13 protein-coding genes and 1 pseudogene are annotated in these 19435 nt (G+C 36.6%); all 14 read right to left on the bottom strand.

Translation table 11 applies throughout. The features are described from left to right. Window positions 1–113: 113 nt before the first annotated feature. The 14 genes and pseudogenes from LMD38_RS01155 to LMD38_RS01090 all read right to left on the bottom strand — a co-directional run bounded on the left by LMD38_RS01155 (window position 114) and on the right by LMD38_RS01090 (window position 19338). The gene (locus LMD38_RS01155; RefSeq protein WP_000455203.1) at window positions 114–920 is read right to left on the bottom strand and encodes a DUF368 domain-containing protein; all 807 of its coding nucleotides are present in this window, start codon (window positions 918–920) and stop codon (window positions 114–116) included. A 166-nt stretch (window positions 921–1086) separates the two neighbouring features. After that, window positions 1087–2043 (bottom strand): thioredoxin-disulfide reductase, encoded by a 957-nt coding sequence (trxB, locus tag LMD38_RS01150; protein ID WP_001288072.1) that lies wholly within the window; start codon window positions 2041–2043, stop codon window positions 1087–1089. Between the two features lie 84 nt (window positions 2044–2127). Beyond that, on the bottom strand, window positions 2128–3639 hold the full coding sequence (locus LMD38_RS01145) for a tetratricopeptide repeat protein (protein WP_016718902.1): 1512 nt from the start codon (window positions 3637–3639) through the stop codon (window positions 2128–2130). A gap of 145 nt (window positions 3640–3784) precedes the next feature. Continuing rightward, window positions 3785–4291 (bottom strand): acyltransferase, encoded by a 507-nt coding sequence (locus LMD38_RS01140; protein ID WP_001255081.1) that lies wholly within the window; start codon window positions 4289–4291, stop codon window positions 3785–3787. Between the two features lie 23 nt (window positions 4292–4314). Beyond that, window positions 4315–4965, bottom strand: coding sequence for a pyrophosphatase PpaX (gene ppaX, locus LMD38_RS01135; RefSeq protein WP_000700954.1), 651 nt, complete (start codon window positions 4963–4965; stop codon window positions 4315–4317). Window positions 4966–5032: 67 nt separating this feature from the next. Then, on the bottom strand, window positions 5033–5845 hold the full coding sequence (gene lgt / locus LMD38_RS01130) for a prolipoprotein diacylglyceryl transferase (protein WP_000924231.1): 813 nt from the start codon (window positions 5843–5845) through the stop codon (window positions 5033–5035). A 24-nt stretch (window positions 5846–5869) separates the two neighbouring features. Next, complete coding sequence (gene hprK, locus LMD38_RS01125) at window positions 5870–6799, bottom strand: HPr(Ser) kinase/phosphatase (protein WP_001127250.1); 930 nt, start codon at window positions 6797–6799, stop codon at window positions 5870–5872. 156 nt (window positions 6800–6955) lie between these two features. Then, entirely contained in the window at window positions 6956–7336 is a 381-nt protein-coding gene (locus LMD38_RS01120; RefSeq protein WP_001267308.1) for a phage holin family protein, read from the bottom strand. A 174-nt stretch (window positions 7337–7510) separates the two neighbouring features. Beyond that, window positions 7511–7714 (bottom strand): annotated as a pseudogene (locus LMD38_RS01115) (DUF4275 family protein); the annotation flags it as partial. Between the two features lie 28 nt (window positions 7715–7742). Continuing rightward, window positions 7743–8219 carry a DUF5680 domain-containing protein gene (locus LMD38_RS01110; protein ID WP_061182746.1) on the bottom strand — a complete coding sequence of 159 codons (477 nt, stop codon included), beginning with the start codon at window positions 8217–8219 and terminating at the stop codon, window positions 7743–7745. 115 nt (window positions 8220–8334) lie between these two features. Next, window positions 8335–11211: an excinuclease ABC subunit UvrA gene (uvrA, locus tag LMD38_RS01105; protein ID WP_016718906.1), complete on the bottom strand. Its 2877-nt coding sequence runs from the start codon at window positions 11209–11211 to the stop codon at window positions 8335–8337. Between the two features lie 5 nt (window positions 11212–11216). Continuing rightward, on the bottom strand, window positions 11217–13193 hold the full coding sequence (uvrB, locus tag LMD38_RS01100; RefSeq protein ID WP_227585706.1) for an excinuclease ABC subunit B: 1977 nt from the start codon (window positions 13191–13193) through the stop codon (window positions 11217–11219). Between the two features lie 151 nt (window positions 13194–13344). Then, the gene (locus LMD38_RS01095; RefSeq protein WP_016718907.1) at window positions 13345–13767 is read right to left on the bottom strand and encodes a DUF4362 domain-containing protein; all 423 of its coding nucleotides are present in this window, start codon (window positions 13765–13767) and stop codon (window positions 13345–13347) included. Between the two features lie 114 nt (window positions 13768–13881). Next, window positions 13882–19338: a leucine-rich repeat domain-containing protein gene (locus LMD38_RS01090; RefSeq protein WP_228920150.1), complete on the bottom strand. Its 5457-nt coding sequence runs from the start codon at window positions 19336–19338 to the stop codon at window positions 13882–13884. Window positions 19339–19435: the final 97 nt, after the last annotated feature.

The following is a 19435-nucleotide window of genomic DNA, read 5'->3' as shown; positions in this document are numbered from 1 at the left end:
ACTCAACAATTTTAAAAAAGCTTTTTATAACAAGCAATGTAAATGCCTGGACTTTCAGTGAATAGCATGAAAAATCCCCTTAACGACTTTTATCGCCAAGGGGACTCCAGCCCTTACTTCTTACCGAAATAAGTAACAATCGCAAATCCTAAAATAAAGGTAATAATTGAACTTATAATTGAAAATCCTCCAGTTGGAATACCAGGGAAAACAATTACAATCGAACCGATAACTAGTCCAATAATTGCCGCAAATGTCATACTTTTATATCGATCTAATAAGAAACTAATTCCTTTACTACTTACAACGAACCCTACCATAACGCCAGCACCAATAACTGCGATTAAAGGTAAGTTGAGTGTAGTTAAAGCATTAATTGCTGTCGGATACACACCAATAATTAATAAAATAAACGATCCGCTAATTCCAGGAAGTAACATCGCCATACTAGCCATCCATCCTGCGAAAAATAAACCAATTGCATTTAAAATTGTTAACGTCGTAATTGGATCTGCTGTCTTATCTGGTTTAAAGAAAGCTGTAATCGCAACAAGAATTGCTGCAACTATTAATAAAACAATGTGCTTACCTTTAAACGACGACTTTGCATCAGCTTCTCTCATTAACATCGGTAATATACTAATAATTAAACCGAGGAAGAAAAATTGAGTCGGTTCATAATGATTTGCAAGTAAATATTTAATAACGTGACTTAACGTTAAAAACGCTGCTGCCACACCAGCTGCAAGTGGAATTAAAAATCCTAAATGTTTTTTCCATTCACGACTAAAGAATCCGCTAATTGCCGCAAGCAATTGTTCATAAATCCCTAACACAACAGCGATTGTACCGCCGCTCACACCAGGAATTAAATCACTAACGCCCATACAAAATCCACGATATATATTACGCCATTCCATACTGAATAAATTCCTCATTTCTTATAGTGATTTTTTCCGTAAAGTCCAGTATATCAATAAGAAAGCTTATAATCTCAATATTTTTTGACAAAACTTTGACATTTTCACACAAAAAAAAGAAGAAAGCTCCTATCGGTAGCTTTCTTCTCAAAAGGTATATTATCCCTTATTTTTCTGATACAGTTTTTAGTTCTTCTAATAATTCTTCTACGTAATGTTGTGCACTTTGTGCTGCGATACTACCATCACCTGTTGCAGTTACAATTTGACGTAGCATTTTTTCACGAACATCACCTGCTGCGAAAATACCAGGAACTTTCGTTTCCATACGCTCGTTTGTTTCAAGGTAACCATTTTCATTTGTAATACCTAGTTCAACAAATGGTTTTGATAGTGGTAACATACCGATGTATACGAATACGCCGTCAGTTTTGACTTCTTTCTCTTCTCCACTGTTTACATCTACAAGTGTTACACTTCCTACTTTACCATTTGCTTCGTTAATTTCTTTTATCGTGTGGTTCCAAATGAAGTCTACTTTTTCGTTTTGGAAAGCACGATCTTGTAAAATTTTCTGTGCACGAAGCGTGTCACGACGGTGAACGATCGTTACTTTTGATGCAAAGCGTGTTAAGAACACACCCTCTTCAACAGCAGAATCTCCGCCGCCAATAACTACAAGTTCTTTACCTTTAAAGAATGCACCATCACATACCGCACAATATGATACACCGCGGCCGCCAAGTTCTGTTTCACCTGGTACACCAATTTTTTTATACTCTGCACCACTTGCAACGATAATTGCACGTGCTTTATATTCTTTTTTGCCAGCAATAATTGTTTTGTATTCTTTACCATCGATGACTTCTTTCACATCACCGTATGCATATTCAGCACCAAATTTCTTCGCATGCTCGAACATTTTATTTGATAAGTCTGGTCCTAAAATAGACTCATAACCTGGGTAGTTTTCTACATCTTCTGTATTTGCCATTTGTCCGCCTGGAATACCACGCTCAAGCATTAATGTGCTTAAATTCGCACGAGATGTATATACTGCAGCTGTCATACCAGCTGGTCCTGCACCAATAATAATGACATCATAAATTTTTTCTTCCGACACACTATTCACTCCTATCCATTCCTACACAATTAAGTTACCCTCATTATACTGTTCGCATCATTTTTTTCCCAATGATTTGCTTATCTATGTGTGCGTACGCTTAACAGCTTGCACATACTTTCGAACAGTCGCTACAGATACATTATACACATCTCCGAGCTCCGACTGTGTCATCTTATTTCCTTGTTCACTGCGTACAATATATTCAACCGCAGCTGACCAGCCGTATACATTTGTAAAAACTGCCCCAGATGTATATAAACGTATGAACGTACAAAACCAAAATTGTAAACACTCTTCGATTAATTCATCATCTTTTTTCGTATAATTGTATAAAGCATCCGCGATTCGCGCGCACTGTTCAAATTGCTGTAAATCAGCCGGAATACTCTTATGGCTATTCAGTAAAAAGAAATACTTTGCAAGTTGCGATACGATCGGAACACCATTCTTCGCCTGCGTTACATCAAAGAAGAATCCAACCTTCTCTGGCGTTGATAATTCATTCATTAAATATAAAGCTAGCATTTGTTCCTCTAGCGTCGCACTTTGCTGAAATGATTTTCGTAATTCTTCAAATAACACGTTTTGTCCTTCATCCGCTAAATTCAATGCATTCCACGGTTCTTTTCCCTTTTTATCAGGGTGCAATTCTACAACATGTTGCCACATTTTTTCAGCTACTTGCTGATCTTTTACCATATACGCAGAATATGCAAACCAATAATAAAAACTAACGTCTCCTTCGTATCCTTGACGCTTTAATAATTTGAACCATTTATATGCAGGCTCGAAATGACCAATTGTTGCAAGTGTCGTCCCAAGTTTCAAACGATGTTCAAACGAAATCGGATATACCGAAACTAACTGAGCAGCTAACGCCTCTACCTGTTTATGCTCTCCAATTGAATATAGAAAAATAAGTGTATTACAAAGCGCATGTATATTACCAGGATTTTTCTCTAAAATCATTTCCGTTAATTTCAGCGCCTTATCTACATTACCAGATTGAAAATGCGCAATGGCTAAATTATTATGCCCCGACCAAAATTCCGGATAATCTTTCGTAACAATTTCTAATGTAGCAATTGCTTCTTCCAATTGTCCGTTACGAATATAACGATTGGCTTCTTCCTGCATAACAATTAAATCATCTTCATCCTCAATCTCTTCCGCACCCATCGCTTCTTCTTCCATAATTTCAAGTAATTCTAATGTATCTTCAACAAATTCCTTCTCTTCTGCAACTTCTAAATAGCGATCCGCATACTTCTTCGCCTGCTGAAATAGCCCCATATATGCATAATTATTTGCAATAAAATAATAACACTGTTCAAGTTCTGGATTAGATCTAACAAGCTTAAAGAAGGTTTGATTCGACTCTTGATATTCACCAGCCTCAGATAATACTGTTGCTAATTGACATAAAATAAACGGCTCCTTCTCACTTTGTGCCGCTCTTCGAAAATATTTAATTGCATCTTGCAATTTTTGTCCTTTGTAAGCCCTCATCCCTTTTTTATAAAAGAAGTCCGCTAATTGATTAAAAGAGATAACTTGTCCGTTCTCCTTATATATTCTTTGATTTTTCCCCATATATCCTCCAGTTTTTTGTTTTCTTCGTTCACACATTCTTCTATCTATAAGTATAAACGATTCCGTAAAAAACAAAACAGTATATTATACTCAATTATTTCCTTTTTATTCATTAAAAAAGAAGAGAAATGTTACATTTTTAGCATCAACCTTCTCTAGCATCCATTTCTTCTTTTGTATAAATAACACGCATTGGATTTCCACCTACGAAAGCACCGCTTGGTACATCTTTATGAACGAGTGTACCAGCTGAAACAATCGCACCATCTCCAATTTTCACACCTGGTAATATAGTCGTATTCGCTCCAATCATCACTTCATTTCCTATAACAATCTCTCCAAGTCGATATTCTCGAATTAAATATTCATGTGCTAAAAGCGTTGTATTATAGCCTATAATCGAATTTTCTCCCACAGTTATCTTTTCCGGGAACATAATGTCTGGCATTACCATAAGCGCAAACGATGTTTTCTTTCCTACTTTCATCCGCAAAAATGTGCGGTATAACCAATTCTTGACCGATAAAAAAGGTGTATAACGTGCAATTTGGATAATCATAAAGTTTTTCATTACCTTCCAAAAAGATACTGTTTTATACACATTCCATAATGAATTCTCTCCTGAAACAGGATAGCGCGTTGTCCGTCGCACTTCACTCGCTCCTCTACTTATCTTTACGAACGATTCATGTCGGACAAAATCGGCAATAAATCACTCATTTTATCTAGCATAAAGTCTGGCTTGTAAGCCTCTAAATACGCTCTACCTTTCAACGTCCATGAAACCGCAGCTGTTTTCGTACCCGCATTTTGTCCGCCAACAATATCATGATGATTATCCCCAACCATCAATGCTTCTTCCGGTTTCGCATCTAATAACTGAAGCGCTTTTTGAAGTGGCTCTGGATGTGGTTTCACATGCTCGACATCATCAATTGTCACAACAACATCAAAAAACTCATCAAGCTTTGAAAACTTTAATCCCATTTCAACGGTTTGTCTCGCTTTCGTTGTAACAATACCAACCTTATAACCTTGCTTCTTCAACTCTTGAACTGTTTCATATACAGTTTCATATTCTTCTACTAATTCATCATGATGATCATGGTTAAATTGACGATAGCTTGTAATTAACTCTTCAACCTTACTTTCATCAATCTTGCTGAAAGTATCATGTAAAGATGGACCGATAAATGGCAATACATCTTCACGCTTATATTGATTTGGATAATATGTATGTAAAGTATGTAAAAAAGAAGAAATAATAAGTTCATTTGTATTAATTAACGTTCCATCTAAATCAAATAACACTGTATTTATTTTCATTGCCTTAGTCCTTTCTCTTTCCTGAATATGAAAGAAGCAGCATCTTATAATAAGATGCTACTTTTCTCTAATTTTCTAAATATCTTTTATCAGCTTGCCCCATTTTTCGTCTCACAATAATGAAAATAACAGAAATAACAACAAGTCCAATTGACATTACTTGTGCAATACGAAGTGGCCCTAGCATTAAACTATCTGTACGTAACCCTTCTACGAAGAAGCGCCCTATTGAATACCAAATTAAATATGTGAAGAATAATTCTCCGCGGCGTAAATTCACTTTTCGTAATGCAAGTAGTAAAATTACCCCTGCAAAATTCCATAATGATTCATATAAAAACGTCGGGTGATAGTAAACACCATCAATATACATTTGATTAATAATGAAATCCGGTAAATGAAGGCCTTCTAAAAACTGTCTCGTTACCTCATCACCATGTGCCTCTTGGTTCATAAAGTTTCCCCATCGGCCAATTGCTTGTCCTAGTAAAATACTTGGCGCAGCAATATCCGCCAACTTCCAGAATGAAACTCCGCGGCGTTTCGCAAAAAGAATCCCTGTAATAACAGCCCCGATTAAGCCACCATGAATCGCCAAGCCACCTTGACGAATATTAATAATTTGACTCGGGTTTTGCGCGTAATATTCCCATTCAAAAATAACATAGTACATTCTCGCAAATAGAATAGCGATCGGTACTGCAATTAATACAAGGTCAACAAATGTATCTTTTGGAATACCTAGCCTTTCTCCTTCGCGAGTTGCTAGCCAAAGACCTAATAGCACACCTGTACCGATAATAATCCCGTACCAATAAACAGGAAACGGTCCAAGTTGGATAGCTACGCGGTCAAGCTGTGGTACAGAACCTAACAGCATATGTATGACCTCCCTCTCCAATGTTTACTCCTGATTCCCTAACTCAATCGCACTCATTAATCGTTCTGAGAACTGCTGTGCTGCATTGACTCCCATACGTTTTAAACGGAAGTTCATCGCTGCCACTTCAATAATAACAGCTAAGTTTCGACCAGGACGAACTGGAAGTGTAATCTTCGTAAGTTCTGTATCAATAATCTTCATCTTCTCTTCATCAAGACCTAAGCGATCATAGTTTTTCTTTTGATCCCAAATTTCAAGATTAATAACAAGTGTAATACGCTTATAATTTCGCACTGCCCCTGCACCGAATAACGTCATAACGTTAATAATGCCTAGACCACGAATTTCTAATAAATGCTCAATTAAATCTGGCGAGCTTCCAACTAACATGTCTTCATCTTCTTGGCGAATTTCTACACTATCATCCGCAACAAGGCGATGACCACGTTTCACAAGCTCAAGAGCTGTCTCACTTTTACCGACACCACTTTGTCCTGTAATTAAAACACCAACGCCGTAAATATCAACTAACACACCGTGTACAGCTGTTGTTGGTGCTAACTTACCTTCTAAATAATTTGTTAAACGACTTGATAATCTCGTTGTCGTTTGAGAAGAGCGTAATAAAGGCATGCCTGATTCACGCGATGCTTGCAGCAACTCATCTGGTACATCTTGATTACGAGTTACAATAATACATGGCGTCTCCTCAGTACAAAGCGCTTTCATTCTCTCTTGTTTTTGCTCTGACGTTAACGTGTCAAAGAACGTCAGCTCCGTCTTTCCAAGAAGCTGCACGCGATCAGCTGGATAATATGTAAAAAATCCTGCCATTTCAATACCAGGTCGTGATAAATCACTTGTATCAATCGGACGATGAATTCCTTCTTCACCACTTATTAACTCCAATTGAAATTGTTCAATTAAATCTTTTGTCCTTACTTTCGGCATATGTATAAACCTCCACTCCGCTGCGGGTTCAGTCTCATTTGATGTAAAATTCCATTCTACCGGATATTGTACCATTTTTTTCTGGAAACAAGAAATACGGTTTCTAATAAATAGAAAAAAACATTTCATACATATCATGAAATGTTTTTCTTTTTGTCATTTTCTCTTTTTTTCATATAAAGGTTCCACAATTGCCTTTTCAATAATCATATTAAAAATTGAAATACAAATTGCCGCAACAATCGCTACACCGAAACCTGATATATTAAATGCGTCTCCTAATAATGAATCTGCTATTTTTAACGTAATCGCATTAATAACAATTAAGAAGAAACCGAAAGTTACAACAGTAATTGGTAGCGTAATTAAAATTAAAAACGGTTTTACGAACACATTTAAAACAGCCAAAATAATACTCGCAATAATTGCAGTTTGTATATTTGCTACGTAAAACGCGTCTGGTGCAATCCCTTTTAAAAGTCCCGATACAGCGATTAACACAACACTATTTACAAGAAGTGATACAATCCATCTCATTTTCTTACACATCCTTTTAAACATATATCTTTCATCATACGCTAATAGATAATAAACGCAAGTATCAGCAAACACTTATATCAACTTATTCTACTCTTCACGCTTGTATACCTACCAACATCTCTTTGTGAAATAGGGACCACACCACCTATGTTCATGAATTTTCACAAAGGTCTAAGTGAAATCTTTATCTACAATGTAAATATCGCCTTTATACATATCATCTGTTTCACGTAATATATCATCCATACTTAATACACTTGCATCTTTTATTAATAGTACATCATTACAGTGTTGATAGAAGATGTAGCACTCCTTTTTCAATTCATTATGAAACGCGTTTTCTGCTTCTTTCCCCTTTAAGTATTTCTTTTTCTCTTTTCACATTGTGGTTCTATTAAAATAATTATCGTACTATTCCACCGCTATATTTCAATTCATACACCTTTTCATCACCTATGAGAATAATTTCTTTACCTTGAAAACAATCAAGAGTGCCTTCATACTCATTCTTGAAAATATATGTACCTAATTTATAGTAATTTGGACCACGATAGATAGAATTCGTATCAACTGACCTTAATGCTTGGCGAAGAAAGTTATAAATTGGACCCATGATATCCCAATCTGAGTTTGGGTTAGTGACACCACCTGAATAGACCATTGACCAAATGGGACGATTCTCAAACTCTACAGTTTCTTGTCCAATAAAAAAAGCTGAACCAAAATAAATATCTCGATAAAAATAATCACCGCTACTGTACTCAAGTTGTTTCGATCCGTTTAATAACGCCTGAACCGATGCGTCATCTCCCTGAGATGCATATGTCCTTCTTTTCGCTTCTACAATAAATTGGGCAAGTGATTTATGATTAATTGACATAATCCCCCTCCATTACAATTCCATTTTGATACCTTATAAATTTCTTAAAACCCCATCTTCTCCCCCTATACAATAAAAACCGAGCGTCATTTCAACTCGGTTTTTATTACTAAACTTATTGTGATAACTCTACTTCTTTTATTCTCTCTTTCATTCTTGCTTTATCACGATCTAAAATCTCTTTTAAATACTTACCTGTATACGAGCGCTCTTCTTTCACTACTTGCTCTGGCGTTCCGGAAGCAACGATTTGTCCACCTTTGTCTCCGCCCTCTGGTCCAAGGTCAACGATATAATCCGCTGTTTTAATTACATCTAAATTATGTTCAATTACAAGTACCGTCTCACCGCTCTCAACAAGACGTTGCAACACTTCTAGCAGACGTGCGATATCATGCGCATGTAAACCAGTCGTTGGCTCATCTAAAATGTATAATGTACGACCTGTAGAACGACGGTGTAATTCAGAAGCTAATTTCACACGCTGTGCTTCACCACCAGATAACGTCGTAGCTGGTTGTCCTAATTTCATATAACCAAGCCCTACATCTACAAGCGTTTGAAGTTTACGCTTAATTTTTGGGATATTAGCGAAGAACTCTACCCCGTCTTCAATCGTCATCCCTAACACTTCAGAAATGTTTTTATCTTTATATTTCACTTCTAACGTTTCACGGTTGTAACGTTTACCGTGACAAACTTCACACGGAACGTATACGTCTGGTAAGAAGTGCATTTCGATTTTAATAATTCCATCACCACGGCACGCTTCACAACGTCCACCTTTTACGTTAAAGCTGAAACGTCCTTTTTGATATCCGCGCACTTTCGCTTCATTCGTTTGGGCAAACACATCACGAATATCATCGAACACACCTGTATAAGTCGCAGGGTTAGAACGTGGTGTACGACCGATTGGTGATTGATCAATATCGATTACTTTATCTAAATGCTCAAGACCTTTAATCTCTTTATGCGTACCTGGCTTCGCTTTCGCTTTATATAACTTTTGCGCTAACGATTTATATAGTACTTCATTAATCATCGTACTTTTACCTGATCCAGATACACCTGTTACCGCTACAAACGTACCAAGCGGGAATGACATTTTCGCGTTCTTTAAGTTATTCTCCTTTGCACCGACAATTTCCACTTTTCGTCCGTCACCTTTACGTCTTTCAAGTGGAACTGGAATAAACTCTTTACCGCTTAAATACTTCCCTGTTAGCGAATTCTCATCTTGCATCACTTCAGCTGGTGTACCTGCTGATACGACTTGTCCACCGTGAATACCTGCGCCAGGCCCGATATCAAGTAAATAATCAGCTGCCATCATCGTATCTTCATCATGCTCAACAACAATTAACGTATTACCTAAATCACGCATTTCTTGCAATGTACGAATAAGACGATCGTTATCGCGCTGATGCAAACCGATAGAAGGCTCATCAAGAATGTAAAGTACGCCAGTAAGACGAGAACCAATTTGTGTCGCTAAACGAATACGTTGCGCCTCACCACCTGATAAAGTTCCTGCGGCACGACTTAACGTTAAATAATCTAAACCGACGTTCACTAAGAACCCAACGCGCTCCTGAATTTCTCTTAAAATTAAATGAGCAATTTTTTGTTGTTTCTCTGTTAGCTCCACACTTGAGAAGAATTCCTGTACTTCTTGAACAGAATATTTCGTTACATCAGCAATCGTTTTTCCGCCAACGAAAACAGCTAAACTCTCAGGTTTTAAACGTCCACCTTTACACTTCGGACAAGCTTGTTCTGCCATATACTTTTCCATTTGCTCACGAATGTAATCAGAACTCGTTTCGCGATAACGACGTTCAATATTTGGAATAACACCTTCAAATAAAATCTCATTTTCCTTTACTTGACCAAATTCATTTACATAGCGGAAATAAACTTTCTCTTCACCGCTTCCGTACAACACTTTATCAAATAAATCTTTCGGTATATCTTTCACAGGCACATCCATATCAACGCCGTAGTGATTACATACAGATTGTAAAAGCTGTGGGTAATATTGTGAACTTGTCGGTTCCCAAGGCGCAATCGCATGTTCATTTAATGATAAATCCCAGTTCGGAATAACAAGTTCTAAATCTACCTCTAGCTTTGAGCCAAGTCCATCACAAGAAGGACATGCACCGAACGGACTATTGAATGAGAACATACGCGGCTCTAATTCTCCGATTGAAAAACCACAATGCGGACAAGCATGATGCTCACTAAATAGAAGTTCCTCTTCTCCCATAACATCGATTAACACTCGTCCCCCGCCAAGCTTTAATGCACTTTCAAGTGAATCCGCAAGACGGCTTGCGATTCCTTCTTTTACAACAATACGATCTATTACAACTTCAATGGAATGCTTCTTATTTTTATCTAACGCAATATCTTCAGACACATCAAGCATTTCACCATCAACACGTACACGAACATATCCTTGCTTCTTAATATCTTCAAGTACTTTCACATGTGCACCTTTACGGCCAGAAACGATAGGAGCTAACACTTGTAATTTCGTACGTTCAGGATATTCAAGGACGCGGTCTACCATCTGCTCTACTGTTTGTGATGTAATTTCAATGCCATGATTCGGACAAATTGGCGTACCAATTCGCGCAAATAATAGACGTAAATAATCATAAATCTCCGTTACCGTTCCAACAGTTGAACGCGGATTACGACTCGTCGTTTTTTGATCGATTGAAATTGCTGGTGACAATCCTTCAATCGTATCTACATCCGGTTTATCCATTTGTCCTAAAAACTGGCGTGCATACGCAGATAACGATTCTACGTATCTGCGCTGCCCTTCTGCATAAATCGTATCAAATGCTAATGATGATTTCCCCGAACCAGACAATCCTGTTACAACGACAAGCTGATTTCTCGGAATGGTTACATCAATATTTTTTAAGTTATGTGCTCTAGCACCTTTTACAACGATAAAATCCTTGCTCTTACTCACTCTTTTCACCCTTCCGCTTTTAATTCTAATAGTAAATCTCTTAATTCAGCTGCACGCTCGAAGTCTAACGCTTTTGCTGCTTCTTTCATTTCTGCTTCCATCTTCGCAATTGTCTTTTCACGCTCTTTTTTCGTCATCTTCTTAGCTGGCGTTGCTTCATACGTTTCTGTTTCTTCAGCAGCTGTCGTTGCACGAATTACATCACGCACACCTTTTTGAATCGTTTTCGGCGTAATACCATGCTCTTCATTGTAAGCTTCTTGTATACTACGACGACGCTTCGTTTCTTCAATCGCAATTTCCATCGATCTCGTTATGCGATCTGCGTACATAATAACGCGGCCGTTTTCATTACGTGCTGCACGACCGATTGTTTGAATTAATGAACGTTCTGAACGCAAGAATCCTTCCTTATCAGCATCTAAAATAGCTACAAGTGATACTTCTGGAATATCTAACCCTTCTCGTAATAAGTTAATACCGACAAGAACATCAAACTTACCAAGACGAAGATCCCGAATAATTTCAATACGTTCTAATGTTTTCACTTCAGAATGCAGGTAATTCACCTTAATCCCTACATCTTTTAAGTAGTCTGTTAAATCCTCTGACATCTTCTTCGTTAAAGTTGTAATTAATACACGTTCATTTTTTGCAATGCGATCTTGAATCTCTCCTAATAAATCGTCAATCTGCCCTTCAATTGGTCGTATATCAATTGGCGGATCTAAAAGCCCTGTTGGACGAATAATTTGTTCTATTACTTCTGGCGACTGCTCTAATTCGTACGGTCCCGGTGTTGCTGAAACGTAAATAACTTGATTCGTTTTCTCTTCAAACTCATCAAATGTGAGCGGTCTATTATCTAAAGCTGATGGCAGACGGAATCCATGATCCACAAGTACTTGCTTACGCGCTTGGTCCCCGTTATACATCGCTCTTACTTGCGGCACTGATACGTGCGACTCATCCATAACGATTAAGAAATCTTTCGGGAAATAGTCTAATAACGTATACGGCGTTGCCCCCGCTGGACGGAGTGTTAAATGACGGGAATAGTTTTCAATACCTGAACAAAAGCCCATCTCGCGCATCATTTCTAAATCATAACGTGTGCGCTGCTCTATACGCTGCGCTTCTAACAACTTGCCGTTATCATTTAATTCCTTTAAACGCTCTTCTAGTTCTTTTTCGATATTTTCAATAGCGACCTTCATTTTTTCTTCACGTGTAACGAAGTGAGATGCTGGGAAAATTGCTACATGATCACGTTCTGCTAATACTTCCCCTGTTAACGCATTTACTTCGCGAATACGATCAATTTCATCACCGAAAAACTCAATTCGGATACAATGCTCGTCAAGTGATGCCGGGAAGATTTCAACTACATCTCCGCGCACACGGAATGTACCGCGCTTGAAATCAATATCATTACGTCCATACTGCACATCAACAAGTTCACGAAGCAATTGATTGCGATCCTTCTCCATACCAACTCGAAGTGAAACAACTAACTCGCGGTATTCTTCTGGAGAACCTAAACCATATATGCACGAAACACTCGCAACGATAATTACATCATCCCGTTCAAATAATGCAGACGTTGCCGAGTGACGCAATTTATCAATTTCATCATTAATCTGTGCGTCTTTTTCAATAAACGTATCTGTTTGCGGCACATACGCTTCTGGTTGATAATAATCGTAATAACTAACAAAATATTCAACTGCATTATTTGGGAAAAAGTCCTTCAACTCACTATATAACTGTCCTGCTAACGTTTTATTATGAGCCATGACAAGTGTTGGCTTTTGCACTTCTTTAATGACATTTGAAATCGTAAATGTCTTACCCGTTCCTGTCGCTCCAAGCAACACTTGCTTTTTCTTTCCGCTATTAATTCCCTCTACAAGCTTCTCTATAGCTACCGGCTGATCACCTTGCGGGGAATACGCTGAAATAATTTCAAATTGATGTTCCACGTAAGATCCGACCTCCTCATAAAAATCTGTATTATTATTTTACCACGAATGCCCATAAAAAACCTAAAAAAACGAACAGATATTCGGTAAAGTTTTCGACAATATATACATAGAAAAAGGAAGGAGTATATACTTCCTTCCTCTACTAACTCTATTTTTTAGGTACATATAATACATCATATCCATTGCGCCCATCTTCATTCGTACAATCTATTAGCTTATAAGTGGTTCCTGATTCGCGTTCGTCTTTAACAATACTTTTACAACTATCTTTATATAACCCTTTATTATCACCGGCAAATTGGTCTTTTCTATTATCTGACACATAAAGTATATCGTTCTTACTACGCTCTAACGTTTGAAAAATCGGGTCACCTTCATGGGTATACTGTACAATTCTTATTTTATCAACTTCCCTTTGCTCGACATTCAAAACGAACTTTTCAAATTTATCTAGATTGAGAATTCCTGCTCCCTTTACAATGACATCATTCTTCTTATCAATTGTAGTGTTAGATTGTGAGCATGCTACTAACATAATCAAAAAACTACATAAACACCCCCACTTTTTCATAAGCATTCCTCTCCTAATCATTTAATTGATATACTCTTCTCTCAACTTATAGCAAATCCTTTTCACGAATAAAAAAACAGCCGCTAGAGTTTCCCCTAACGACCATTTTTCACTTTATTTCTTTCTTCTAAAGAATGCTACTACACCTGAAAGCAGAACTAATAAAGAACCAACTAACGGATAAGCAGATGCGCTTGCTCCTGTTTGTGGTAACTCTTTTGCAGAGTTCGTTCCATTACCTTTATTACTTTCATTATTCGTATTACCTTGACCACCATTATTCCCTTGATTGTTTATAGTATCTTTATTCAAGTTAGTTGTAGTTTTATCATCTTTGCTGCTTGGATCATCCTTACTGTTCTGATCGTCTTTTTCTTTTTGATCATCCTTACTGTCTTGGCCATCCTTGCCGCCTTGGTCGTCTTTCACTTTCACTGTTACTTCTTTTTCACTAATTACATTTCCATCTTTATCTTTCACAGTTACTGTTCCTTTTCCGTTCTCTTCATCCACTGTGATTTCTACGTTCACTTTCTCTTTATCTTCTTCTTTTAAACCTTCAATCACTTTTGTTTTATCAATCTTATCTTCTTTTACTTTCCCTTCAACAATGTCTTCTTTATTTACTTCAATTTTGTCTTTCACATCGATGACATTCACTGTAATTTCTTTCTCACTTGTACCCGCATCTTTATCCGTTACTTTTACTTTCACTTTTTGTTCGCCAATTTTACTTGTATCTAAACCTTCTACTACAGCTTTATCTGTTAAATCACCGTCTTCTTTATCTATTACGGATACCTTCACTTCTTTCTTCACATCAAAGTCTTTCTTACCTTTTTCTACGAAGATTTCGTCTTTGTCCACTTTGATAACTGGTTTTTCATTGATTACTTTGTTATCTTGATCATCTTTGCCGTTCTGATCATCCTTACCGCCTTGGTCGTCCTTACCGCCTTGGTCGTCCTTGCCGCCTTGGTCGTCCTTACCGCCTTGGTCATCCTTGCCGCCTTGGTCATCCTTGCCGCCTTGGTCGTCCTTACCGCCTTGGTCATCCTTACCGCCTTGGTCGTCCTTACCGCCTTGGTCATCCTTGCCGCCTTGGTCATCCTTACCGCCTTGGTCATCCTTGCCGCCTTGGTCATCCTTACCGCCTTGGTCGTCCTTACCGCCTTGGTCATCCTTGCCGCCTTGGTCATCCTTACCGCCTTGGTCGTCCTTACCGCCTTGGTCGTCTTTCACTTTCACTGTTACTTCTTTTTCAATAATTACATTTCCATCTTTATCTCTCACAGTTACTTTACCTTTGCCGTTCTCTCCGTCCACTGTGATTTCTACTTTCACTTTCTCTTTGTCTTCTTCTTTTAAACCTTCAATCACTTTTGTTTTATCAATCTTATCTTCTTTTACTTTACCATCGACGATATCTTCTTTATTTATTTCAATGTTATCTTTCACATCGATGACATTCACTGTAATTTCTTTCTCACTTGTACCCGCATCTTTATCCATTACTTTTACTTTCACTTTTTGTTCGCCAATTTTACTTGTATCTAAACCTTCTACTACAGCTTTATCTGTTAAATCACCGTCTTCTTTATCTATTACGGATACCTTCGCTTCTTTCTTCACATCAAAGTCTGTCTTACCTTTTTCTACGAAGATTTCGTCTTTGTCCACTTTGATAACTGGTTTTTCATTGATTGCTTTGTTATCTTGATCATCCTTGCCGCCTTGGTCATCTTTAACCGTTACTGTTACTTCTTTCTCACTAATTACATTTCCATCTTTATCTTTCACAGTTACTTTGCCTTTTTCGTTCTCTTCGTCCACTGTGATTTCTACTTTTACCTTTTCTTTACTTTCTTTATTTAATCCGCCTACCACTTTTTCTTTATCGATTTTGTCTTCTTTTACTTTACCTTCTACGATATCTTCTTTATTTACTTCGATTTCATCTTGAATTTCGATTACATTTACAGTCACTTTTGCCTCTACTGTTTCTCCAGCTTTATCGGTTACTGTTACTTTCGCTTTTTGTTCCCCGACTGTTTTTATATCGAAATCTTTTACTTCCGCTTGATCTGTTAAATCTCCGTCTTCTTTATCCGTTATCGTTACTTTTGCTTCTTTTTTCAAGTCGAAGTTTTTCTTATCTTTTTCTACAAACACTTCTTCTTTCTCAACTTTAATTACAGGCTTTTCATTGATGACTTTGTTATCATCTTTCACTTTTACCGTTACTTCTTTTTCTACTTTGTTTCCTTCTTCATCTGTTACGACAACTTTTCCTTTGCCATCTTTATCAATGATAATTTCGACTTTTTCTTTCTCACCTAAACCTTCACCGATCTTCTCTTTATCAATCTTGTCATTTGTTACTTTGCCATCGACGATATCTTTTTCTTTCACTTCAATCGTGTCGTTGATTTTCACTACTTTCACTGTTACTTCTTTATTTCCTGTTGCGCCTTGGCTATCTGTTACTTTCAACGTTACTTTCGATTCGCCAGCTTTGCTTGTATCAACTTTTCCTTCTACTTCAATTTTCGCTGTTAAATCTCCATCTTCTTTATCCGTTGCTTTCGCTCCTGATTTCTCAATTACATACTTCGCATCGACTTGATCTCCTACAAAGGCTAACACCTTACCCTTCGCTTCTATCATTGGTGCTACATTGATTTTTACTAGTTCTGTTACAGTTTTGACTTTGACTTCTTTTTCACTAACTGTATTTCCATCTTTATCTTTCACAGTCACTTTACCTTTGCCATTCTCTTCGTCCACTGTGATTTCTACTTTCACTTTCTCTTTACTATCTTTATTTAAACCGTCTACCACTTTTTCTTTATCAATTGCTTCATCTTTTACTTTACCTTTATCGATGTCCTTTTTATTTACCTCAATTTCATCTCGAATTTCAATGACATTCACAGTAATTTCTGCCTCTACTGTTTCCCCAGCTTTATCGGTTACTGTTACTTTTGCTTTTTGTTCTCCAACTGTTTTTATATCGAAATCTTTTACTTCCGCCTGATCCGTTAAATCTCCATCTTCTTTATCTATTACTGTTACTTTTGCTTCTTTTTTCACATCGAAGTCTTTTTTGTCCTTTTCTACGAACAATTCGTCTTTTTCTACTTTAATTTCTGGTTTTTCATTAGTTACTTTCACTTTGATTTCTTTTTCACTTACTACATTGTCTTCTTTATCTTTCACAGTCACTTTACCTTTGCCATTCTCTTCGTCCACTGTGATTTCTACTTTTACTTCCTCTTTACTATCTTTATCTAAACCGTCTACCACTTTTTCTTTATTAATTGCTTCATCTTTCACTTTGCCATCAACGATGTCTTTTTTATTTACTTCAATTTCATCTTGAATACGGATCACATTCACTGTAATTTCTTTTTCTGCTGTTTCTCCATCTTTATCTGTTATTGTCACTTTTACCTTTTGTTCACCCGTTTTATCTAGCTCTAGAGTACCTTCTACTACAGCCTTATCTGTTAAATCTCCGTCCTCTTTATCAATCACTTTTACTTTCGCTTCTTTTTTCACATCGAAGTCTTTTTTATCCTTTTCTACAAATACTTTATCTTTTGCTTCAATAGATGGTTTTCCATTAATTTCAGGAGTCATATCTCCGGTTACCTGATGACCGTTTTTATTTGTTACGGTTACTTCGATTTTACCGTTGTTTACTTTTGTAGTTACCTTATCTTCATCATTTAAACCTTCTACAAGTTTTTTAGGATCAAAGTTATTACTATCAAGATCTTTTTGATTTACTGTTACTTTATCTTGAATACGAATTACACGCACTTCAACATCTTTAGACGTTGTCTCATTATGTTTATCAGTTACCTTTAATGAAACTTTTTGCGTGCTAACTTTTTGTGTATCTACTGTACCTTCAACTTGAATTTTGCTCGTTAAATCTCCATCTTCTTTATCCATCGCTTTTGCTTCTGCTGATTTGATTACATCTACTTCGTCTCCAACTTTAGCTAAAATGGAATCTTTCGCTTCAATTGCTGGCGCTTGATTATTGGCAGCAGATTTTACTTTTACTGTCTTCACGTTAATATTGTCGTACTCATCTTGAACTGTAAAAGTAACTTCTTCTTCAGCAGATGCTAAGTTTTTCAAATCTTTGTCATATTGAATTGCAACATTTTTCGAAACATTGTCTTTAACCTTTAATAATTCTTTTAGCTTCTCATCTGTTAATGTAGATGGATCATCAACTTCAATTTCATCTGTACCAATCGTTGGTGATGTTACATCAACTACAATGACGTTTCTTGTATCAACTAATTTTTCAATATTTCCTTTATCAAATAAGAAGCTTAACAACCCACCTACTAGTGGAATTTTATCTAAAATAGTTTTCTTCACTAAGATATTGTAATTTACCGTATACGAACCTGGAGCCGGATTCCTTGTATTTAATCCGTTATAATGTATCGTCCCATTCTTTCCTTCAACTAATGGTCCATTCACTTCTTTAGATAATAAATCTAATCCTAAAATATTTTTCGTAGTAATACTTTCTAATAAGCCCTTCGTTGCTGTAATTGTACCTGTTGGGATAGTTGCTGGTTTTCCAGCCTCTTTATACATATTTTGTTCCCCATCCAGTTTAAATACAGGGTCATTCTTACTTAACGTTAAAACAGTCACACCATTGACTGAAATTAAACCAACCTGATTCCCTTTTACTTTTAACACACCGACTTTTAATTGTTTGTTAATCTCTTCAGGACTTACATCTGAATTTAGCTCTAATACTTTTAAACCAACTAGTCCTTTTAACAACTTCACATCTGCTAATTCTAGTTTTTTATTATTACCACCTTGAATATTTAAAACTTCAAGTCGTGCTAAATCATGTAATAAACCTACAGACAATGTTTCCAGTTCATTATTAGCCAAGTCGAAAATACGAAGATCTAAAAACTTAGATTTTTTTTCAGGAATGCTTTTAATTTTATTATTCGATAGTAGTAACGCTTGTAGTTTAGGTAACTCCCATACACTATCTGGTACTGCTGTTATTTTGTTATACGATAAATCTAATACTCTTAATTTATCAAAGGACATATTATCTGGAATTGTTGTAATCGTATTGCGGGATAGATCTAAAATTTTCAATTCTTTTAGCTCTAATACTTGTTGAGGCACTTCTGTGAGATTAGAATTTTTTATATATAAAGCATTTAATCCTGTTAAGTATTGTAAACCTTCAAAGTTTTTAACACCTTTACCACTTAAATCTAGTACGTCACGTACATTACTTAATTGTTCTAGCGTTACTTCATCGCTAGTAGTCCCCATCTTTGTTTTCACAGCATTTCTTAGCGCGCTATCTGGGAATGTTGTATTAAGATCAATTTTAAGATTATCTTTTGAACCTTTATCTGTTTCAGCAACTTGCAAACGATCATACTGCTGTTGTTTATTATTTATCTCTGCAGCATATCCGTGTGTGACAGATGCACTCAAAATCCCAATTGTACATACTGTCGATGTAATCTTCTTCATGTGTCTATTTTTTTTCTTACCCATTTTGCTTATACCCCTCCGTAAGTTGAATTGTCATATATATACAAACACATGAATTGTATCGAACATTTCGCATTAAATTTTATTGTGTTTTTGCATT

The organism is Bacillus pacificus, assembly GCF_020861345.1.
In the GTDB taxonomy this organism is placed as follows: Bacteria; Bacillota; Bacilli; order Bacillales; family Bacillaceae_G; genus Bacillus_A; species Bacillus_A pacificus.
Note: the sequence above shows the minus strand (reverse complement) of the source record. Positions and strands in the feature narration are given on the sequence as shown.